The sequence below is a fragment of the Streptomyces sp. NPDC049541 genome, assembly GCF_044465725.1.
Classification (GTDB): Bacteria; Actinomycetota; Actinomycetes; order Streptomycetales; family Streptomycetaceae; genus Streptomyces.
The window spans coordinates 81,927-102,583 of sequence record NZ_JBITLY010000003.1; the positions used below are offsets into that span (position 1 = coordinate 81,927).

Sequence of the window (20,657 nt, forward strand, 5' to 3'; positions counted from 1 at the left end):
GCCGTCGGTTGCTCGCGCGTCGGGGTCTGTGGGCGGGTCTCGCCACGGTGGTCGTGGCCGGCTCGGCTGTCGTGGTCAGCCAGGCTTCGGCGCAGCAGAAGACCCTGGATCTGAAGAAGTGGTACGTGCTGGTCAACCGCAACAGCGGCAAGGTGCTGGACGACCGCGGCTCCGCCAAGAACGACGGCGCGGCGGTGGTGCAGTGGAGCCGTCATGGCGGCCCCAACCAGCAGTGGCGGTTCATCGACGCGGGTGACGGGTACTACCGGCTGCAGAACCGGAACTCCGGCAAGGTGCTGGACGACCTCGGCTGGTCGAAGACCGCCGGCTCCGCCCTCGTGCAGTGGAAAGACCTGAACGGCACCAACCAGCAGTTCGAACTGGCCGGATCGCCGGACGGCTACGTGCGTTTGGTCAATCGCTTCAGCGGCATGGCTGTCGATGTCCGCAACGCCGCCAAGGCCAACGGGAGCGGTGTCGTCCAGAACCGAGACCGGGGCGGCGCCGATCAGCAGTGGAAACTCGTCCCGGCCGGAAGCGTCGGCAGCACCGGTACGCCCACCGCGCCGAGCAGCAGCGCTCCCAGCAGCCAGGCTCCGAGCAGTTCGCACCCGTCGTCCACGCCGTCTCCCGTGGCCGGTGGCGGCAGCTCGACGAAGCGTTTCATGGGCAGCAGCACAGTGCTCATCGGCGGCTCGATGTCCGACGCCTCGGCGGCCGCCGCGCCGTTCGACGCGCGGTACGCCTATGTGCACAGCCAGCCCGCGCCCTCGTCGGACTACTACACGGCGGCGCGCTGCCACGACGACTGGTCGGGCTGGTGGGGCTGCTGGAACGGCAGCACCACGGCGCCGGGCACTTACGTGACCTGGCGGGACAGCGTGGCGGCCCAGGCGACGTACAAGGGCAGCGCGCGTCCGCAGAAGATGCTCTGGACCTGGTACTCGTTGCGCGACCTCGGGGACGCGGCAGGCGAGGGTGACGGTCCGGGCGAGGTCAAGGCCATCAACCGGACCGACCTGCTCACCCGGTACCTGAACGACTACCGCTTCTTCCTCCAGAAGATCGGCACCTCGCACGACGCGATCGACCTCGAACCCGACTTCTGGGGCTACGTCCGGTCGCTCGGCGATCCGCACCGTGTTGCCGCCCAGGTCAAGGCCTCGAATCCGACGGACTGCGGATCGCAGGAGAACAGCGCCACCGGTCTGGCCCAGTGCATGATCTCGATGGGGCACAAGTACGCGCCGAACGCCGCCGTGGGGCTGCACCTTTCCTGCTTCGACTGGCAGACCAACACACCGGCATGCGTCAAGGACTACACGAACCTCGGGGCGAAGAACGCCGACTTCCTGGTCACCGACGTGTCGGACCGTGATGCGGGCTGGTACGCACAGCCGGCCCACGGCGGGAGTGACCACTTCTGGAACGACCAGAAGGCCGCCGCCGCGCTGCAGTTCTACAAGACGATGGCCGAGTCCGTGGGCAAGCCGGTGGTCCTGTGGCAGATCCCCGTGGGCAACATGGCGCAGAACAACACCCTCAACCATTACAAGGACGACAAGGTCGACTGGTTCTTCGCGCACATGGACCAGGTCGCGAACGCCCATGTCGCGGGGCTGTTCTTCGGTCCCGGGCAGCAGGAACAGACCACGGTCGAGTCCGACGGCGGAAACCTGATCAACAAGACCATCGTCTACCACAACTCAGGTGGCACAGCGCTCAAGTAGGCGAAGGCACGAAATGCGCCCCCATCCTCCCGATGGGGGCGCTTCGTCATCTTCGCCGGGCTGCCGGACAAACCCCGCCGGGCCTCCGCCTAGGTGCCCACGATCGGGCAGGTCAGCGCTGCAGGGTGAGGACACCCGGCCGCCACGGCAGCCGGTCGTAGGGGCCGGTCGCGGTGGGGGACTTGCCCTGGTAGAGGAGCTGGAGGTGGCAGGGGTCGATGGTCATGGTCTGGTCGGGGTTGTTGCGGACCAGGTCGCCGTGGCTGATGTCGTCGGTCCAGGTGGCACCGCTGTTGGCCTTGCCCGCGAAGGGGTTGGACTCGGTGGCGGCCTGCGGAGTCCACGAACCGTTCAGGCTGGAGGCCGTGAACGAGCGGAAGAAACGCTGCTCGTTCGCGCCCCGCGCCTCGACGATCATCAGGTACTGGTTCTGGCCCTGCACCTTGTAGACCTGCGGCGCCTCGAAGAGGTTCTTCACCGAGTCGCTCATGACCGTCGTGTACGACGAGCCGAAGCTGCCCGGGAAGTTCCCGATCGGCATGCTCGCCCGGTAGATCTTGCCGTTGTCACCGGCGAAGAACAGGTACATGTTCTGGCCGTCGGCGATCAGGGTCTGGTCGATCGGGCCCGTGCTGGAGCCGGGGATGCTGCCGGTGAACAGCGGCTTCGGCGCGGACCAACTGCCCGGGTCGGTGGGGTCGCTGGAAGTTCGGTAGACGAAGGGCGACGCGCCCCACTGGGAGGCCAGCACCCAGATGTTCTTGGGCGCGAAGTAGAACAGCGTGGGCGCCACCGCTTTCTGGCTCATCCCTGTCTGGGCGGCCGACGCCATGTCCGACCAGTTCGTGAAGGGCTTGAACATCATCGAGCCGTACCCCGATCCCGACACGCTCGACGCGTAGACCAGGTGCTTGCCGTTGTACGTCACGGTGGTGAAGTCCTTCACCGCGTCCCACCCGTTCGCCGGCTGCGCCAGCGGATCCGTCGACGTCCACCGGTAGGTCGACGGCAGAGCACACGTGGTGCCCGTCGGCGCGGGCGTTGTCAGGGTCGAAGTCCTGAGGTTCCAGTGCTGGTTGGCGCCGCCGCCCGAGTCCCAGATCTGGACGGGAGTGCCGTTGGCGGTCCGGCCGCCGGGTATCTCCAGGGCCCGGCCGCTGGCGACGTTGGTCAGGGTGTACGAGCCGTCGCTGTTGTGGCGGGCCCGCCAGTGCTGGTTGGCGCCACCGTTGGCGTCCCAGACCGTCAACCTCGTCCCGTTGGCCGTCCGGTTGCCCGGCTCGTCCAGCACCCGGCCGCTGGCGACATTGGTCAGCGTGTAGGAGCCGTCGCTGTTGCGGCCGGCCCGCCACTGCTGGTTGGAGGCGCCACTGGCGTCCCACACCTGGAGCGGGGTGCCGTTGCCGTTGTATCCCGCGGGCTCGTCGAGAACGCGTCCGGCGGCCGCGTTGGAGAGCGTGTAGACGGTGCCGGAGGTGAGGCCGCCGTCCGCCGTGCCCCCACCGCCGCTGCCGCCGCCGCTGCCCAGGGCGGTGAGCACCGCGTCGTAGGCGGGCTTCTTGTTGCCGCCCGCGTCGAACAGCAGCGGGTTCTCACCGGTGCGCCAGGAGTCGCTGTCGCGGATGCCCCAGACGGTGATGCCCGTGCAGCGGGCGACGTTCATGCACGCCTGGACGGCGTCGGTGTACGCGGTGGCGGACGCCTGGGCGATGTCGAGTTCGGTGATCTGGACGTCCACGCCGAGCGCGGCGAACTTGGACAGGGTGGTCTGGAAGCTCGCCGGTGGGCCGCCTGCGCCGAAGTGGCTCTGGAAGCCGACGCAGTCGATGGGCACACCGCGGGACTTGAAGTCCTTGACCATCGCGTAGACGCCCTGTGTCTTGGCGTCGGTCCAGTTCTCGATGTTGTAGTCGTTGTAGCAGAGCTTGGCGGCCGGGTCGGCGTTGCGGGCGGTACGGAAGGCCTGCTCGATGAAGCCGTCGCCGAGCACGTCCTGGAAGACCGAGCTGCGGTGCCGGCCGCTGCCGCCGTCGGCGAAGGCCTCGTTGACCACGTCCCAGGCGTAGATCTTGCCCTTGTAGTGGCTCATCTCGGTGGTGATGTGGTGGTCCATCACACTGCGCAGGGTGTTGGCGTCGGTGATGGACTTCACCCAGGCGGGCAGCTGTGAGTGCCACACCAGGGTGTGGCCGCGCATCCGCTGCCCGTGCGCGGAGGCGTGGGCGACGATCGAGTCGGCCGGCCGGAAGTTGAAGTTGCCGCGGGACGGTTCGATGGTGTCCCACTTCATCTCGTTCTCCGGGGTGATCATGTTGAATTCCCGGTCGAGAAGCGTGGAGTACGTCGAGTCGCCGAGCCTGCCCGAGGACACTGCCGTACCGAAGTAGCGGCCGCTGCCGGCCGCCGCGGCCAGCGTGCGGTCATTCGGCGTGTGTGCGGCCAGAGCGACCAGCGGTACAGCGGCACCCGCGGCGGCGAGGACCACGGCGGCGGCGAGCACACGGCGGGTGGCCGGTCTGCGGCGATGAGAGCGGTTCTGATCTGACAACGGCATGTCCTTCTGGCACGACGGGCCTTGATCCGGCCTCGGTTACCGGGCAGTTGCCGCCACGCACGTAAAGGTTGCCGCGATCGAGGGCAGATTTTTCAGATCACCGACCGAAGCCCTCTCCGCCCGTCACGCGACCCACCCGGCCGTGATCGGCTTCCAGGTGGACAACGGGCCCGTCCCGGTCCGCGTGGGTGCGCGCGCCTCAGCGGGCTCTGCTGGACCGTCGAGCGGTGCGGCAAGAGGCGTCGCCCGCTTGCCGCACAGCGGCGTTCACCGGGTGGGCAGGAACCCTCCGCGGACCGACGCGAAGCCGCCCGGACCCTGCGCGTCGACGCGGTAGGCGTCGCCCGCGGCAGTTCGCGCGCCGCCGTTGTTGAACTGGGCGGCCACCTCATAGCTCCCGGCCGGCACGGTCAGGCCCGGTTTCAGGACCCAGCGGTAGACCAGCATGCCGTCGGCCTCCCGGGTGGTGATGGTGAAGTCATCGCTCGGCAGGGTCTGCCAGGTACCGGTCTTCTTCACCCCGCCGGTCTGCACGATCCGCATCTCGATCGTGAGCGCGGTGAGCGGCCGGGTCGTCTTGAGGACGAGGTTGCTCTGCGTCCAGTAGACGGTGCTTTTCGGGTCCACCGAGCCGGCCGACCACAGCGGACCGTTCTGGCTCTCACCGGCGGACGGTGACGGACCGGCGGCCGACGGAGTCGGGCGCGAGCTGCCCGGGCTGGTGACCGGGGCCGGCGCGACAGGGGTGGGGCGGGTCGACGCCGGTGGCCGGGAGGTGGCGTCCGGGGACGGGGTGGCCGGTGTGGTCACGGTGGCCGACGGCGACGAGTGCGTGACGATGGCGGCGACCGCGAGGCCGCCGGTCGCGAGGATGCCGGCGGCGGCGAGCCCGGCGAGCGCGACCCTGGTCCCGGACCTCGCGAACGGCCGCGCGCGGTGACGGACGGCGGGGCCGGCCATGCCGCGCTCCACCCGGGCCAGCATCCTCGCGCGGTCGGGCCGGTGGGCCTCGGCGGCCTCGCGCAGCCGACGGGCGATCTCCTCGTTCACCGCTTCCTCCTCCCTGCCACCAGGTCCCCGGCCGCTCGCGCGCCCAGTATCCTTTCCAGCTCGGCCATGCCCTTCGAGGTCTGGCTCTTCACCGTTCCGACCGAGATGCCCAGCGCCTCCGCGGTGTCCTTCTCCGACAGGTCGAAGGCGTGCCGCAGCACCACACAGGCCCGCTTGCGGAACGGCAGCCGGGCGAGCGCCGCGCGGACGTCCAGTACGGCCGCCGTGTCCGGCCCCTCCACCTTCTCGGGGCTGCGGGACCAGAACAGCGTGATCCTCAGTCGTTCGCGCATCGCGCTGCGGATGCGTCCCCGCGCCAGGTTGGCCACCACACCGCGGGCGTAGGCGAGCGGGTGGTCGGCCTGTCGCAGCCGATCCCAGCGCTGCCACAGGGCGACCAGTGCATCCGCCGCCAGATCGTCCGCCGCGTCGGCCTCACCGGTCAGGAGGTGGGCCAGACGGGCGAGTTCGGCATAGTGACGTTCGAAGAATTCGTGGAACTCCGCGGACGCGTCATCGAGGACCATCCCCCGGTCGCCCTCTCCTGGCAATGATGTGCGCGTTAGTTGCGCGTTTAACAACAACGGGGGGCGCAGCCTAACAGTGCCCGGCCCGGGATTCGAACGGCGGTCGTGCTCGGCTGCGGGCCGGTGAAGGCCGACCGGCGAGCTGGTCAATGTCCGGCGACCTGGAGGCCGGTCGGCTGCACCGTCCCGGTGAGGACGGTCGGGGCCAGGCACGGCACACCGACGACCGGCAGCCCCGAGGGAACACCCGTGCCCAGTCGGCGCCTGCGCCACGGTTGCGGCGCGGCGTGCTTCTTTGCCCTCATGCCCGTCCATTCGGTAGTTCGGCTCGGCCTTCCGACTCCCAGTTGCCGCAGGAGACGAGAAGGTTGCCGCCCCGACGTCATTTCCCGGCGACCGGTGCACCGCACGAAAGGCGCCTGAAGAACACCCGACCCGGCGGCAACCTTTCCTTCCCGAGCGGCCACCTAGGGGTGCACCCACCACGGCGAGCGCAGACCGGCGCTACGCCGCCGGTGTCCATACACTCCGATCGGGAGCCCCAACGTGTCACCTGACGACCCGACGACCACCGAGCAGCCGATGCCCCGGGGCCGCACGCACCGCCGTAGCCGAACGCGCCGCCGCATCATGGCGGGGACGGTGGCGGCCCTGCTGGCCGGGGGCGGGGCGGGAGTCCTGGCGCTCAGCGCGAACGCGGCGCCGACCGTCGCCGTCACCGTCGACGCCGGCACCTCGCTGGGCACGGTGCCCAGCACCGGAGTCGGCCTCAACACGGCGGTCTACGACACCTACATGAACGACGCCAAGGCGGCGTCGCTGATGAAGGCGGCCGGGATCCGGCAGCTGCGCTTCCCCGGCGGCTCGGTCGCGGACGCCTACCACTGGAAGACCCACACCGTGACCGGCGGCAGCTGGGCCGCGCCGGGCACCGACTTCGACCACTTCATGGCCACCGCGAAGAAGGTCGGCGCCCAGCCGATCATCACCGCCAACTACGGTTCCGGCAGCCCTCAGGAGGCCGCGGACTGGGTCAAGTACGCCAACGTCGACAAGGGCTACGGCATCAAGTACTGGGAGATCGGCAACGAGGTCTCCGGCAACGGGTACTACGGCAGCAAATGGGAGGTCGACAACCACGCCGACAAAAGCCCGAGGGAGTACGCGAACAACCTCCTCGCCTACGCGAAGGCGATGAAGGCCGTGGACCCGAAGGTGAGGATCGGGGCGGTGCTCAACACGCCGGGCTCCTGGCCCGACGGGGTGAAGGCTTCCGGCGACGCCACCGACTGGAACAACACGGTGCTCTCCATCGCCGGCAAGTCGGTCGACTTCGTGATCATCCACTGGTACCCGGGCGGTTCCAGCACGGCGGACCTGCTGAACTCCCCCGCGAAGATCGCCGGAATCACCTCCGCGGCGCGCTCGCTGATCAACAAATACGCAGGCTCGCATGCCGCGTCGGTGAAGATCGCGGTCACTGAGACCTCCAGCGCCCAGTCGCCGTCCCAGACCAGCCAGGCCGCGGCGCTGTTCGCGCCGGACACGTACATGAACTGGCTCGAGCAGGGGGCCGTCAGCGTCGACTGGTGGGACCTGCACAACGGGCCGGGCAAGCCCACCACCGTCCACGGCGAGACCGACTACCAGGACGGCGGTGTGCTCTCCGTCGGATCCTGCTCCGGCGGGACCTGCGAACCGGCCCGCGAGACGCCCTTCTCCACCTACTGGGGCATTCGCTCGCTGACCACACTCGCGCGGCCCGGCGACACCATGGTCAAGGCGTCCTCGGCGGGCCCGTCGGTCGCCGTGCACGCGGTACGCACCGGCAACGGCGGCCTGAACGTCATGCTGATCAACAAGAACCAGCAGAACGCGGCACAGGTGTCGCTCTCGTACACCGGATACACCCCCGCCCGGGGCACGGTCAGGACCGTTTCGTACACCAAGGGCGGCACCGGCCTCGTCACGGCGAGGCGGGGAACGGCGGCCGCACAGACGCTGCCCCCGTACTCGATCACGACTCTCCAGCTGAGGCCCGCGTCGGCGGCCTCCCGCGCCCAGGCCCCGTCTCCCGCACCCACGCCGGCCGCCGCTGCGAAGGTCACCCCCGCCTCGGGCACGATCGGCACCCGGGCCCAGGCCTCGGCAGCGGGCGTAGCCTTCAGCCGGCCGGACCGGAGCGACACGGCCGGTGACCTGGCTTCCACCGGCATGGGCAACGCCGTCACGTACAGCGCCCTCGGCGGCCTGCTGGCCCTCGCCGCCGGTTCGGTGCTGGTACTTCGCATGCGCCGCGGCAGGGGTTCGCACGCCAGGTGAATCCCTGTCTCTTACTCGTCCTCGGCTGAGTCGGCCCGGGCCTCCAGGCCCCGGCCGTCCGGCCGCGGTCACCTGCTCGCCTCTCGGGGGCGACCTGGATGTCATCCGGCTATCCGTAGGGTCGTCATTCCAATGTCAGGATGTCCTGTACCGCACCTACGGAGGTACGCCTCATGGGGCGGCCCGAGAGACCGGTGGACCCGGCGGCGGGACCCGTCCAGCGGCTCGCGCACGAGCCCTTTCTGTCCGGTGGGGCCCAGGCACAACCGAATCTCGGGGGCGGGCGGTTGATCAGGGAGTCCGATCCGGCGGGTGATCAATCCGTCCAGCGCACGGAGGCCCCTCGGCAGGTCGTTACGTCTGTCGCCAGGGGGTACCCGTGGGACGCTGCCGGTTCCCCTCGGTGGCGCTCGCTCTAGGCGGAAGGCACCGGCCCGTGGAGACATCTTTGACCACAAGCCGTTCGATCGTCACCGCCCCGATCCGCTGCTGGGTCCCGCGGGGTGTCTACGCCCCGCAGACCGACACCCGGCTGCTGCGGCGGGCGTTGTACCGCGAGGCGATCACGGAACGTACGGACGTGCTGGACCTGGGCACGGGAACCGGAGTGCTCGCGGTGGAGGCGGCGCGGCTCGGCGGCCGGGTCACCGCGGTCGACATCTCCTGGCGGGCGGTCGCGACCACCTGGTTCAACGCCCTGCTGAACGGCCAGAACCTGCGGGTGCGCCACGGCGACCTCGCCTCGGCCGTGCCGGGCCGCCGCTTCGACCTCGTGGTCGCCAACCCGCCGTATGTGCCCGCCCAGGACGAGACGCCACCCGTGGGTGCCGCCCGGTCCTGGGACGCCGGTCCGGACGGCCGGCTGCTGATCGACCGCATCTGTGACAGCGCGACGACCTTCCTGCGGCCGACGGGCGCGCTGCTGCTCGTGCACTCGCATCTGTGCGGCATCGACGCCACGCTGGCCCGCCTCGAGGGCGCCGGTCTGCGGGCCGAGGTCGTCGACCGGACCCTGCTGCCGTTCGGCCGCGTGCTGCGTTCACGGCTCGGCTGGCTGCGCGAGCGGGGGCTGACGGACGACGGTACGACGGAGGAGCTGGTGGTGATCCGTGCCGAACACAGCTGACCGGCCCCGCCGGATTCGCGTGCAGCGCGACGGGCCCCTGCTCATCGAGGGACCGGTCGAAGTGGTGGACGAGAACGGCGAGGTGACGGTCTCCCGGCGCTTCACCGTGGCCGTCTGCACCTGCCGCCGCAGCCGTACCTTCCCCTGGTGCGACACCAGCCACCGCCGCCGCGGCGGGCGCCCCTGCGAAGGCGGTCCCGAATGAGCGCGGCCCGCCCCCGGGAGCAGTCGCGGCACCGGCCACCGCCCCTGCCCGAACCCCGTGGTCCGCTCTCCGCCGCCGTGCTGGCACTGCTGCGGGGCTCGGCCCCCGAGAGCATTCCCGCTCCGGCGGACTGTGCGCCGTACGGCGAGGACCTGCAGCTCGCCCTGTACGTCCTCTACGAGCTGCACTACGAGGGCTTCCAGGGCGTGCCCGACGGGCTCGAGTGGGACAGCGGGATGCTGGCCTGCCGGGCCGCGATCGAGGACCGCTTCCTCGGCGCACTGCGCGCGGACGTTCCGGTGGACGGCACCGACACGGCCCGGCAGGCGCTGGACGAACTGCAGGTCGAGCCGGTGGACTCCACGGGCAGCGTCTCGCACTTCCTGCGCGACGAAGGCGATCTCGGCCATCTGCGGGACTATGCGGCCCTGCGCTCGCTCTACCACCTCAAGGAGGCGGATCCGCACGCCTGGGTCATCCCCCGGCTGCACGGCCGGGCCAAGGCGGCGATGGTCGCGGTCGAGTTCGACGAGTTCGGTGCGGGCCGCGCGGACGAGATCCATGCGCAGCTGTACGCCGACCTGATGGCGGACCTCGGGCTGGAGACGGCGTACGGGCACTATGTCGACGCCGCCCCCGCCGAGGCGCTCGCCACCGTCAATCTGATGTCGCTGTTCGGTCTGCACCGGGCGCTGCGCGGCGCTCTCGTCGGGCACTTCGCCGCCGTCGAGGTGACCTCCTCCCCGGCCTCGCGCCGCCTCGCCGAGGCGATGCGCCGGGCCGGGGCAGGACCGGCGGCCGTGCGGTTCTACACCGAGCACGTCGAAGCGGACGCCGTGCACGAACAGGTCGTACGGCAGGACGTCGTCGGCGGGCTGCTGGAGAGCGATCCGGGCCTGGAGGGCGATGTGGTCTTCGGGATCCGTACGACCGGTTTCCTGGAGGACGCCCTGGCGGCCAGGCTCCTGGCGGACTGGCGTCGGCGGGGCGGGGTACCCCGGGTCCATGAGACCGAGCGTGCTGGACGTCGGTTCGAACACGGTCCGGCTTGAGGTCAGCGACGCGGAGGCGGGAGTCCCGCTCCCGGTGCACACCGCGAAGTGGAAGCTGCGCCTGTCCGAGCAGGTGGGGGATGACGGACGCCTCGGAGCGGGGGGCACCGAGCGGCTGCTCACGGCCCTGACCGCGGCGGCGGAGATGGCCGCCGCGGTGGGAAGCGCAGGAGCCCCTGGTGTGCGCCACCTCCGTGGTGCGGGACGCGCCCGACCGGGCGGACGTGCTGCGGGCGGTGCACGAGCGCACCGGGCTGGGCCTGTGGGTGCTGCCGGGTGCGGTGGAGGCCCGGCTGACGTTCCTGGGTGCCCGGCGCTGGATGGGCTGGCGCTCGGGCCCGCTGGCCCTCTTCGACATCGGCGGCGGCTCCCCCGAGGACGTCCGGGACGGCCGCCCTGCGCCGCCGGGCGCGCCATCAGCTGCGCGACGCCTCCGCCCGCACCCGCTGGGAGCATCCGCAGACCGCCGTCGTGAGGCCCGTGCGAAGCACGGCGGGCGTGGCAGCCCCCGAGCCGCCCGAGGCGTGGGTAGCGTCGTCACGCAGAGGAGTCGCTGGTTTCCCGCCGGTCGGGGCGGGCACTCGCGAGGCGCTTCTCGCTCTCGGCACGGCTGAGGAGAACCATGACCGAAGCGTCGCAACGCCTCGAGGAAGGCGCGGGGCGAGCGTCTCGCGGCGCCGCCGTCCCGCTGGGGCGCACGCTGCTCGCCTGGGCCTCGACGACCGATCACAAGGTGATCGGTCGCCTCTACATGGTGACCTCGTTCTGCTTCTTCCTCCTGGCCGGCCTGCTCGCTCTCGGCATGCGGGCCGAACTGGCCCGTCCGGGGCTGCAGTTCATGAACGAGCACACGTACAACCAGCTGTTCACCATCCACGGCACGATCATGATGCTGCTGTTCGCCACCCCGATGTTCGCCGGGTTCGCGAACGCCGTGATGCCCTTGCAGATCGGCGCCCCCGACGTGGCGTTCCCCCGGCTCAACGCGCTGTCGTACTGGATGTATCTGTTCGGCGGTCTGATGGTGGTGGCGGGGTTCGTGGTGCCGGGCGGCGCGGCGGCCTTCGGCTGGTTCGCCTACGCGCCGCTGAACAGCTCGTACTTCTCGCCCGGCGCGGGCGGTGACCTGTGGGTGATGGGGCTGGTGGTCACCGGGGTGTCGACCACGCTGGGCGCGGTCAACTTCATCACCACGATCCTGTGTCTGCGCGCCCCCGGCATGACGATGTTCCGGATGCCGATGTTCACCTGGAACGTGCTGTTCACGTCGATCCTGGTGCTGCCCGCGTTCCCGGTGCTCACGGCCGCGCTGCTGGCCCTGGAGTGCGACCGGAAGTTCGGCTCGCACGTCTTCGACGCCACCAACGGCGGCGCCCTGCTGTGGCAGCACCTGTTCTGGTTCTTCGGGCATCCCGAGGTCTACATCGTCGCGCTGCCGTTCTTCGGGATCATCTCGGAGATCATCCCGGTGTTCTCGCGCAAGCCGCTCTTCGGCTATCTGCCGATGATCGGGGCGACGACCACCATCACCATGCTGTCGGCGGTGGTGTGGGCGCACCACATGTTCGCCACCGGCGCCGTGCTGCTGCCGTTCTTCTCCGTGATGTCGTTCCTGATCGCGGTGCCCACGGGCATCAAGTTCTTCGCATGGATCGGGACGATGGTGCACGGCTCGGTGTCCTTCGAGACGCCGATGCTGTGGTCGCTCGGATTCCTGGTGTCGTTCCTGCTGGGCGGGCTCAGCGGGGTGCTGCTGGCCTCGCCGCCGCTCGACTTCCACGTCACCGACTCGTACTTCGTGGTGGCCCATCTGCACTATGTGCTCTTCGGCACCGTGGTCTTCGCGATGTTCGCGGGCTTCTACTTCTGGTGGCCGAAGATCACCGGGAAGATGCTCGACGAACGCCTGGGCAAGCTGCACTTCTGGCTGCTGTTCCCGGCGTTCCAGCTGACGTTCCTGGTGCAGCACTGGCTGGGCGAGTCGGGCATGCCGCGCCGGTACGCCGACTATCTGCCCTCGGACGGGTTCACCCTGCTCAACACCCTGTCGTCGGCGGGCGCGTTCCTGCTCGGCGTGTCCACGCTGCCGTTCCTCTACAACGTGTGGCACACCTCCCGGCACGGGCGGACCGTCGAGGAGGACGACCCCTGGGGCTACGGGCGGGGCCTGGAATGGGCCACCTCCTGTCCGCCGCCCCGGCACAACTTCACGGCGCTGCCCCGGGTGCGCTCGGAGTCCCCCGCCTTCGACCTGCACCACCCCGATGTCGTCCAGCAGACGAGGCAGGAGGGACCGCGGTGAAGGTGGAGGCCGTGCTCTTCGGTGGCGTGGCCGCCTTCTTCGGCGGCTCCGCGGCGCTCTACGGCGTGTGGTCCCACGGGGACCCGGCCGGCACCGCGGCGCTCGTCGTGGCGTTCGCGATGGCCGCTCTGGTGTCGTTCTTCTGCGCCGTGCAGTACGCCCGGCACGGCCGCCGCCCCCAGGACCGCGGGGACGCCGAGGTCGCCGACGCCGCCGGGCCGCTGGAGTTCTTCCCGCCGCACAGCCCCTGGCCGATCGTCACCGCGCTCGGTTTCGCGGTCACGGCGACCGGCGTGGTCTACGGCCTGTGGCTGTTCCTCATCGGCTTCGGCGTGCTGAGCCGGGGTGTTCTCGGTCTCGTGTTCCAGTACGTGGACCGGGGTGCCGGTCCACAGGACTGAGCGGGACGCGCGGGGCACCCGGCCGGAAGTCGGTGACGGGGCGGTGGCCGCTCTCGTAGCCCCCGGCCACGCTCTGCCGCACCTCGCCGGTCTCCTCGCCCTCGGCGAGACGTCCGCGTTCCGTCTCCAGGAGGGCGTGGCACAGCGCGCGGGTGACCACGAAGGCGAGCACCGGGCCCACGATCAGGGCGATGCGCAGGGTCCAGGTGAGGGCGTTGACGGAGATGCGGAAGGTCGCCGCCAGCACGTCGTTGCCGCCGGCCAGCAGCAGGACGCCGTAGAAGGTGATGCCCGCGACGCCGAGGCCGGTGCGGACGGGCCGTTCGCGGGGCCGGTCGCACAGGTGCTGTTCGGTGAGCCACTCGCCGGTCAGCCGCTGCTCCACGAAGGGGTAGGCGTACAGGACGGCGAAGAGCAGTGCGGGCAGGACGACCGCGGGCAGCAGGACGTTCCACATCAGCGTGTGGCCGGCGACGGTCGTCTCCCACGGCGGTACGAGCCGTAGCGAGCCCTCCAGGAAGCCGACGTACGAGTCGGGCTGGGACCCGGTCGACACCTGGTCCGGCCGGTAGGGGCCGTACACCCAGACGGGGTTGATCTGCGCGACGCCGGAGAGGACGGCCAGCACCCCGAACACGGTCAGGGACAGCCCGGCGGACGAGGCCGTGAACTGCGGGTAGAGGGGCTTTCCGACGGCGTTCGCGTTGGTGCGGCCCGGGCCGCGCCACTGGGTGTGCTTGAGGTGGAAGACGAGGATCAGATGCAGGGTGACCAGGGCGATCAGCGCTCCCGGCAGCAACAGCACATGCAGGCCGTACAACCGCGGGATGACGTCGTGGCCCGGGTACTGGGCTCCGAAGACGAAGAAGGCGATGTACGTCCCCACCACGGGGATCGACATCATGATCCCCTGGGCGATGCGCAGTCCGGTGCCCGAGAGCAGGTCGTCCGGCAGCGAGTAGCCGGCGAAGCCCTCCGCCAGGGCGAGCATGAACAGGGTGACGCCGATGACCCAGTTCAGCTCCCGCGGCCTGCGGAAGGCCCCGGTGAAGAAGATCCGCAGCAGATGGAGACCGATCGCGGAGACGAACACCAGGGCGGCCCAGTGGTGCAGCTGACGGATCAGCAGGCCGCCCCGCACGTCGAAACTGATGTGCAGGGTGGAGTCGAAGGCCTGCGACATGCGCACGCCCCGCAGCGGGGTGTACGACCCGTCGTAGACGACCTCCCGCATCTCCGGCTTGAAGAACAGGGTCAGCCACACCCCGCTCAGCACCAGGACGAGGAGGCTGTAGAGCGCCAGCTCGCCCAGCAGGAACGACCAGTGGTCCGGGAACGCCTTGCGCAACAGCTTGCCGCCCCCGTCGTACACGGGCAGCCGGGCGTCCACCGCGTCCGCCAGCCGCTCCCCGGGGTGGGACGGGCGAGCCGGCCCGGACGCCGTCACGACGGGCCCACGGCGCGGCCGACGGCTTCCTCGTACGGCACCCACCTCACGGCCGCTCTCCCTTCGACGCCGCCTGCTCCCGGCATCTGTTGCCCGGAGCGCAAGCGGCGAGTACCCCTCGGCCACGAAACACTCGTGCGCCGGAGGTGCCACACCCGATCGGCTGACGCTCAGGCCCCCAGAGCGCGGGCGAGCAGCATGCCGCGGTTGTTGGTGGACGTCTTGGCGAAGATCGACTTGAGGTGGTCCTGGACGGTGTGCTCCGAGAGGGACATCCGGTCGGCCAGCTCGTGGCTGTCGCCGCCCTTCGCCAGGTGGCCGAGCAGGACGCTCTCCCTGGGGCTCAGCGCGTGGGCCCTGGCGAACACGGTGAGCCGCTCGGCCGGTGAGGTCTCCTCGATGGTGACGGCGATGGCCCGCCGCCGGGCGGGTGGTGCCGCGTCGCCGATCCGGGCGGCGCTCAGGGTCAGCCACAGGCCGTCCGCCAGGTGGACCCGTGAGCGCGGCGGGTGCGCGTCGACCCCGGCCTCCACGGCCAGCAGCTGGGCGGCGACGTCGTAGGCGCTCGCGGGCACCTCCGGGCGAGCGTGCTCGGGCGGCACCAGCAGGCTCAGATAGGCGTACGTCTCCGGGGTCCGGGCGAGCACCCGCAGGTCGGGGGAGAGCAGCAGCACCAGCGGGCCCGGGCGCGGCGCCCCGGACGGTCTCACCACGAAGGTCTCCGCCTGGCTGCGGCGCAGGGCCGCGGTCACGGGGGCGGTGAGGCGGGCCAGGTACTCGGCCTCCGCGGCGCTGAAACCGCCGTCGTAGCGGTACAGGTCGAGGAAGCCCCAGCAGCCGAAGCGGTCCCGGAACACCATCGAGGCGATGTCCCGCACGCCGTAGCCGTGCAGCAGCTCCCGCCACAGCAGGCTGCCGGAGCGGTCGGGGAGCTCGCTGAGCAGGGCGATGCCGTCGAGTGCCGTCCAGCGGCCGATCGCGCTCAGGTACTTGAGGCGGGTCATCCTCGGCAGTTCCGGCAGACACGGCACGTCGGCCACCGGTGAGCTGCCCACGGCGGTCTCGGGGTCGGTGAGCAGGAAGGCGTATGCGTCGAAGCCGGTGGCGGTACGCAGTTCGTCCAGGAGCCGCACACGCAGCTCCCGGGAGTCGCCACCGGCCTCGCAGAGGCGGACGACACGCTCGTGCGACCGCGCGTAGGCGACAGGAACCGCCATGTTTCGAGCGTACGACGCAATTCCCCACATTTCTGGGATGGGCTGGGCGCCCGGACGCCGTCCACGATGGAGGGATCGGAACAGGAGCCCTCGATGACCAGCAACCCAGACCCCCGTGCGACGGCCGACCCCGTCGCGACCTCCCGGCGCCGGCACAGAGCCAGATCCTCCTGGCGTGCGCTCATGGTCGCCTCCGCGCTGGCCTCCGCGGCCGCCCTCGCCACGGCCGCCCCGGTTCACGCAGCGCCCGCCCAGACCCAGACGGGTCATGTCTACGCGTGGATAGGCGACGGATGGGGCGGCGGACGCCTCACCAGCAGTCCGGCCGGGATCAACTGCCACATCACGTCGTGGGACCCCTACGCCGACAATCCGCAGGGACCGACCGAGACCGGCCCGTGCGACGCGGTCTTCCCGGTCGGCACGACGGTCACCTTCACCGCCACGCCCGATCCGGACTCCTACCTCAACATCGGCCCCGACCCGGCCCGCCTGAAGGTGGCCTCCGGCTACAACCCGGTCTACGTCATCTTCTGCCCGAACGACGGCCTCTGCATGAGTTACTGACACTTCGCGCACCACACCGTCGTACGGCCCCCCAGACGGGAGCGGCGCAGCGGTTCGCCGCAGCGGGGGCAGTGTGGGGACGGGGTGTCGCGGTGGCCGGTGAGCCAGGAGTCGCGGGGTGGGACGCGGCCCGTCGGGACCGCTGAGCGCAGGGTGCGGCGCATCTGGGTGTAGAGGCGGTGGCGGTCCTCCTCGGTGAGGTCGTTGGCGTGGGCGCCGGGACGCACTCTCGCCCGCCAGAGGATCTCGTCGGCCAGCAGGTTGCCCAGGCCGGCGACGACGGACTGGTCGGTGAGGACGGTCTTGACCGTGCCGCGGCGGGTGCTGAGCGCGGCCTCGAACCGCTCGCGGTCCACGGCCAGCGCGTCCGGGCCCTGGCGGGCCAGCAGCCGCTCGACGGCGGATTCGTCCTCGGCCAGCCACAGCCCCTGGAGCTTGCGCTGGTCGCGGTAGCGGAGCTGGCGGTCGGCGCCCATCGTGAACAGGACGCGGTCGTGGGGCGCGGCCTCCTCGTCGGGGCGGGCGCAGACCAGCAGGCCCGTCATGCCGAAGTGGAGCCCGACGGTGGGGCCGCCGGTGCGGGCGAGCAGCCACTTCCCGTGGCGCTGCGCACCGGTGAAGCGCCGGCCCTCCAGCGCCTCCCGCAGCCGCCGCGCGCTCACCCCGTGCAGCACGCCCGCGTCACGGACCTCGACGTGCCGGATCACCCTCCCCTTCGCGCAGGACAGGAAGACCTCCCGGAATCCCTCGACGTCCGGCAGTTCGGGCATGACCGCTCACCTCGCCTCGGGAGGCTCCGGCGACTTCGCTACCGGGTACCCACCCGTGGCTCCCGCACCACCACGGCCTCCCCGGCCGCCACCGACACCCTCCCGCCGGCCACCGGCTTCCCGGACAGCAGCTCGGTCGCCCCGGCGGAGACGGCGACCTCCGCGTCCTGGTCCGTGTGGTTGATCAGGAAGAGGTAGTCGGCCTCGGTGCCGCGCCGCAAGGCCGCCTCCACGCCCTCCGGCGCGGAGCGCACCGGCTCGACCCCGGCCTCCACGCGGATGCGCTCCAGGAGGCCGGCCAGGGCCTCCGGGTCCGGGTGGGTGGCCACGTACCAGGCCGTGCCCGTGCCGTACGCGTTGCGGGTCACCGCCGGAACCCCGGCGAGCGGTCCGTCCGCGTACGACGTCACCGCCTCGGCGCCCTCCAGCCGTACCCGCTCCGACCAGAGCGTGCCCGTCGTGCCGTCGCTCAGGGCCACCGTCTGCCCGGGCAGCAGCGGGAACAGCTCGTCCGTGCGGATGCCGAGGGTCTCCCGGAACGCGCCCGGGTAACCGCCGAGGCGCACATGGCAGTTGGCGTCGACCATTCCGCTGTGGAAGCCGACCACCAGAGTGCCGCCGCGCTCCGCGAAGCCGGTGAGGTTGGCCGCGCCCGTGTCGTCGATCAGGTACAGCGAAGGAGCCAGGACCAGGCGGTACGCCGACAGATCCGCGTCCGGGCGGACGAAGTCCACCCCGACGCCGGACCGCCACAGGGGCTCGTACCAGGCCCGGACCAGGTCCTGGAAGCGCAGCTCGCCGCTGGGCTGCGAGGGCAGTTCCATGGCCCAACGGGCGTTCCAGTCCCAGACGACGGCGACCTCGGCGGTGCCGGTGGCGCCCCGCACCTCCGCCAACGCCCGCAGGTCCGCGCCCAGTTGCACCACGTCCCGCCAGATCTGGCTGTCGGTGCCGGCGTGCGGCAGCATCGCCGAGTGCCACTGCTCGGCGCCCGCCTTCGCCGCCCGCCACTGGAAGTAGGCGATGCCGTCGGCGCCGCGCGCCACATGGGCGAGCGCGTTGCGGCGCAACTCCCCTGCCGTCTTGGCCCGGTTGACCGGCTGCCAGTTCACCGCGCCCGTGGAGTGCTCCATGAGCAGCCACGGGCCGCCCGCGAGCGAGCGGACCAGATCGCCGCTGAGGGCGATGTCGATCTGCGACTCCGGGTCGGCGGACTGGAGGTAGTGGTCGTTGGAGACGATGTCCAGCTCGGGCGCCCAGCGCCAGTAGTCCAGGGCGTCGAAGTTGAACATCACCATGAAGTTGGTGGTGGCGGGGGTCTGCGGCGCGGCCTCCCGCAGGACGTCCCGCTCGGCCTCGTACAGCGAGAGCAGGGCGTCGCTGCAGAAGCGGCGCCAGTCCAGCTGGTGGGTGGGGTTGGGGACCGCGCCGGTGGCGCGCGGCGGCAGGATCTGGTCCCAGTCGTAGTACCACTGGCTCCAGAAGGTGGTGCCCCAGGCGTGGTTGAGGGCGTCCAGGCTCGCGTAGCGGTCCTGCAGCCAGGCGCGGAAGGCCTCCGCGCTGGTGTCGCAGTAGCACTCCGCGTTGTGGCAGCCGTACTCGTTGTGGACGTGCCACATCACGACCGCCGGGTGGTCCGCGTACCGCCGGGCCAGTTCGCCGACGATCCGCAGGGCCGCCTCGCGGTAGGCGGGGCTCGACGGGCAGAACGTCTGACGGCTGCCGTAGGACAGCCTGCGGCCGTCCTTGTCCACCGGCAGCGCTTCGGGGTGCTTGACGAAGAACCAGGCCGGCGGGGCCGCCGTCGGGGTCGCCAGGTCGGCGGCGATCCCGTGGGCGTGCAGCAGGTCGAGGATGCGGTCGAGGCGCGAGAAGTCGTAGGTGCCCTCGGAGGGTTCCAGCAGCGCCCAGGAGAAGATGTTGACGCTGACCATGGTGACCCCGGCCTCGGCCATCAGCCGCATGTCCTCGGCCCAGACCTCCTCGGGCCACTGCTCGGGGTTGTAGTCGCCGCCGTACGCGATGCCCGGCACGTTCAGGGCGCGGGTCATCGCCGGGCCCCCGAGAGCAGCCGGCGGGTGGTGGCCACGCCCCACTCGTCCAGGGACAGCAGACGGTCGCTGGAGGCCATCAGGCCGCCGGTCGCCTCCACATGCGCCGCCCAGCGCTCCCGTGTCTCCACGGCCGGGCGGGCCATCAGGCAGTCGGGGTCGTTGACCCAGAGGCGGCCGTGCTGCCACTGGCGTCCGGCGCCGGTGAACTCGGCCGGGTCCTGGCCCGGTTGGCTGAAGTCGTCGGCCTCGGGGCGGCGGTGCGGGGCCGTGTCGGGGCTCACCCGCATCGCGTCGAACAGGCCGATCGAGGGCAGGACCGGGGCGCCGCAGCCCAGCAGGTACGCGTCCGGGCCGATCGCCCCGCGAATCAGCTCGATGCCCTCGCGGTACGCGGTGAGGGCGTCGACGTCCTGGTGCCGTACGCCGTCCAGGGCGCCCGCGTACAGGAAGTCGACCTTGAAGTAGTCGTAGCCCTCGGTGCGGAGGGTGCGGAACACCTCGGTCAGATACGCGGCGGCCTCGGGGTGGGTGGTGTCCAGGACACGCAGGTCGTGGCCCCAGTTGCGGCCGGCGTGGGTGAAGCCGCCGGTGGTGTCGCGGACCAGCCAGTCGGGGTGCTCGGTGGCCAGGTCGCTCGCCGGGTCGACCAGGAAGGGGGCCGTCCAGATGCCGGCCCGGCGGCCGCGGGCCCGGATGGCGTCGGCGATGCCCTCGCGGGAGCGGAAGCGGCCCGAGAGCGTGAGCCAGTCGCCGAGGGCCTTCTGGTAGCCGTCGTCGATCTGGACCACGTCGATCGGCAGGTCGAGGGTGTCCATCGCACGGAGGTTCTCGTGGATGTCGTCCTCGGTGACGTTCGTGAAGTACTCGTACCAGGAGCACCAGACGGTCGGCGCCGGGCGCGGGGCTTCGACGCCGAGGCTGTCGGCCCAACTGCCCAGTGCCGTCTGGACGTCCGTGCCCGTCCACTCCTTCACCGCGCCGTCGGCGGTGACCTCCGCGATGCCGTCCGTCACCGTCAGGCGGATGGACGGCACCTCGCCGGTGGGGTCCACGGCCGCCCACAGCCGGACCGGGGAGCCGTCGCCGGGGTCGAGCGCCAGCAGGCCCTCGCCCTGGAAGGTGCCCTCCGGGACGGTCACGCCGGGGCGGTAGCAGACCGTCGCCCAGTTGTCGTTGGTCGGACGGTACGGCTTGTCGCCGAGGGCGTAGGCGCCGCTGGGGCTCCAGGACTGCCAGCCCTCCTCGTGGACCCGGGCGTTGACCGGGTCCACGGGGACGGAGGCGACGGCGGTGAAGGGGTGGTGCACGGAGGTCTCTTTCAAGAGGGAGGGCG

The 20,657-nt window shown here is 71.0% G+C and carries 17 protein-coding genes and 1 pseudogene; 9 read left to right on the forward strand and 9 right to left on the reverse strand.

The features are described 5' to 3' along the window. Positions 1-8 precede the first annotated feature (8 nt). Positions 9-1,730: an RICIN domain-containing protein gene (locus ACIBW9_RS12615; RefSeq protein WP_398954117.1), complete on the forward strand. Its 1,722-nt coding sequence runs from the start codon at positions 9-11 to the stop codon at positions 1,728-1,730. A gap of 112 nt (positions 1,731-1,842) precedes the next feature. Here ACIBW9_RS12615 and ACIBW9_RS12620 read toward each other — a convergent pair whose 3' ends face one another. From ACIBW9_RS12620 to ACIBW9_RS12635, 4 genes are all read right to left on the reverse strand, one after another. Further along, positions 1,843-4,284 carry a non-reducing end alpha-L-arabinofuranosidase family hydrolase gene (locus tag ACIBW9_RS12620; protein WP_398954119.1) on the reverse strand — a complete coding sequence of 814 codons (2,442 nt, stop codon included), beginning with the start codon at positions 4,282-4,284 and terminating at the stop codon, positions 1,843-1,845. Between the two features lie 267 nt (positions 4,285-4,551). Beyond that, positions 4,552-5,334: a hypothetical protein gene (locus tag ACIBW9_RS12625; RefSeq protein WP_398954121.1), complete on the reverse strand. Its 783-nt coding sequence runs from the start codon at positions 5,332-5,334 to the stop codon at positions 4,552-4,554. After that, positions 5,331-5,861: a SigE family RNA polymerase sigma factor gene (locus ACIBW9_RS12630; RefSeq protein WP_398954123.1), complete on the reverse strand. Its 531-nt coding sequence runs from the start codon at positions 5,859-5,861 to the stop codon at positions 5,331-5,333. Before ACIBW9_RS12630 ends, ACIBW9_RS12625 begins: the two co-directional genes overlap by 4 nt. A 146-nt stretch (positions 5,862-6,007) precedes the next feature. After that, positions 6,008-6,166: a hypothetical protein gene (locus tag ACIBW9_RS12635; RefSeq protein WP_398954124.1), complete on the reverse strand. Its 159-nt coding sequence runs from the start codon at positions 6,164-6,166 to the stop codon at positions 6,008-6,010. A 241-nt stretch (positions 6,167-6,407) separates the two neighbouring features. Here ACIBW9_RS12635 and ACIBW9_RS12640 point away from each other — a divergent pair, with 241 nt between their 5' ends. From ACIBW9_RS12640 to ACIBW9_RS12670, 7 genes and pseudogenes are all read left to right on the forward strand, one after another. Further along, positions 6,408-8,183 carry a cellulose-binding protein gene (locus tag ACIBW9_RS12640; RefSeq protein ID WP_398954126.1) on the forward strand — a complete coding sequence of 592 codons (1,776 nt, stop codon included), beginning with the start codon at positions 6,408-6,410 and terminating at the stop codon, positions 8,181-8,183. A 448-nt stretch (positions 8,184-8,631) separates the two neighbouring features. Beyond that, a complete protein-coding gene (locus ACIBW9_RS12645) occupies positions 8,632-9,309 on the forward strand; it encodes a HemK2/MTQ2 family protein methyltransferase (RefSeq protein WP_398954128.1) in 678 nt (225 codons plus the stop codon). Continuing rightward, positions 9,293-9,514 carry a CDGSH iron-sulfur domain-containing protein gene (locus tag ACIBW9_RS12650; RefSeq protein WP_398954131.1) on the forward strand — a complete coding sequence of 74 codons (222 nt, stop codon included), beginning with the start codon at positions 9,293-9,295 and terminating at the stop codon, positions 9,512-9,514. The genes ACIBW9_RS12645 and ACIBW9_RS12650 overlap by 17 nt, the downstream gene beginning before the upstream one ends. After that, positions 9,511-10,566, forward strand: coding sequence for an iron-containing redox enzyme family protein (locus tag ACIBW9_RS12655; protein WP_398954133.1), 1,056 nt, complete (start codon positions 9,511-9,513; stop codon positions 10,564-10,566). The genes ACIBW9_RS12650 and ACIBW9_RS12655 overlap by 4 nt, the downstream gene beginning before the upstream one ends. Next, positions 10,520-11,037: pseudogene (locus ACIBW9_RS12660) on the forward strand (Ppx/GppA family phosphatase); the annotation flags it as partial. The gene ACIBW9_RS12655 and the pseudogene ACIBW9_RS12660, both read left to right, overlap by 47 nt. A gap of 151 nt (positions 11,038-11,188) precedes the next feature. Beyond that, entirely contained in the window at positions 11,189-12,868 is a 1,680-nt protein-coding gene (gene ctaD / locus ACIBW9_RS12665) for a cytochrome c oxidase subunit I (RefSeq protein WP_398954135.1), read from the forward strand. Beyond that, the gene (locus tag ACIBW9_RS12670) at positions 12,865-13,269 is read left to right on the forward strand and encodes a cytochrome c oxidase subunit 4 (RefSeq protein ID WP_398954137.1); all 405 of its coding nucleotides are present in this window, start codon (positions 12,865-12,867) and stop codon (positions 13,267-13,269) included. Before ctaD ends, ACIBW9_RS12670 begins: the two co-directional genes overlap by 4 nt. On the opposite strand, the gene ACIBW9_RS12675 is transcribed toward ACIBW9_RS12670, so the two are convergent. Both ACIBW9_RS12675 and ACIBW9_RS12680 read right to left on the reverse strand, forming a co-directional pair. Continuing rightward, positions 13,187-14,716 carry a cytochrome bc complex cytochrome b subunit gene (locus tag ACIBW9_RS12675; protein ID WP_398954139.1) on the reverse strand — a complete coding sequence of 510 codons (1,530 nt, stop codon included), beginning with the start codon at positions 14,714-14,716 and terminating at the stop codon, positions 13,187-13,189. The two genes, ACIBW9_RS12670 and ACIBW9_RS12675, sit on opposite strands and share 83 nt — an antisense overlap. Before the next feature lie 170 nt (positions 14,717-14,886). Continuing rightward, entirely contained in the window at positions 14,887-15,933 is a 1,047-nt protein-coding gene (locus ACIBW9_RS12680) for a helix-turn-helix transcriptional regulator (RefSeq protein ID WP_398954141.1), read from the reverse strand. Positions 15,934-16,026: 93 nt separating this feature from the next. On the opposite strand from ACIBW9_RS12680, the gene ACIBW9_RS12685 reads away from it, so the two are divergent. Further along, positions 16,027-16,500 (forward strand): hypothetical protein, encoded by a 474-nt coding sequence (locus ACIBW9_RS12685; RefSeq protein WP_398954143.1) that lies wholly within the window; start codon positions 16,027-16,029, stop codon positions 16,498-16,500. Here ACIBW9_RS12685 and ACIBW9_RS12690 read toward each other — a convergent pair. The 3 genes from ACIBW9_RS12690 to ACIBW9_RS12700 are packed head-to-tail and all read right to left on the reverse strand — an operon-like array spanning position 16,494 to position 20,631. After that, on the reverse strand, positions 16,494-17,270 hold the full coding sequence (locus ACIBW9_RS12690; protein ID WP_398954145.1) for an Fpg/Nei family DNA glycosylase: 777 nt from the start codon (positions 17,268-17,270) through the stop codon (positions 16,494-16,496). The two genes, ACIBW9_RS12685 and ACIBW9_RS12690, sit on opposite strands and share 7 nt — an antisense overlap. 38 nt (positions 17,271-17,308) lie before the next feature. Further along, positions 17,309-19,321, reverse strand: a complete 2,013-nt coding sequence (locus ACIBW9_RS12695) for a beta-galactosidase (RefSeq protein ID WP_398954147.1) — start codon at positions 19,319-19,321, stop codon at positions 17,309-17,311. After that, positions 19,318-20,631: a glycoside hydrolase family 36 protein gene (locus ACIBW9_RS12700; RefSeq protein ID WP_398955202.1), complete on the reverse strand. Its 1,314-nt coding sequence runs from the start codon at positions 20,629-20,631 to the stop codon at positions 19,318-19,320. The genes ACIBW9_RS12695 and ACIBW9_RS12700 overlap by 4 nt, the downstream gene beginning before the upstream one ends. Positions 20,632-20,657 lie beyond the last annotated feature (26 nt).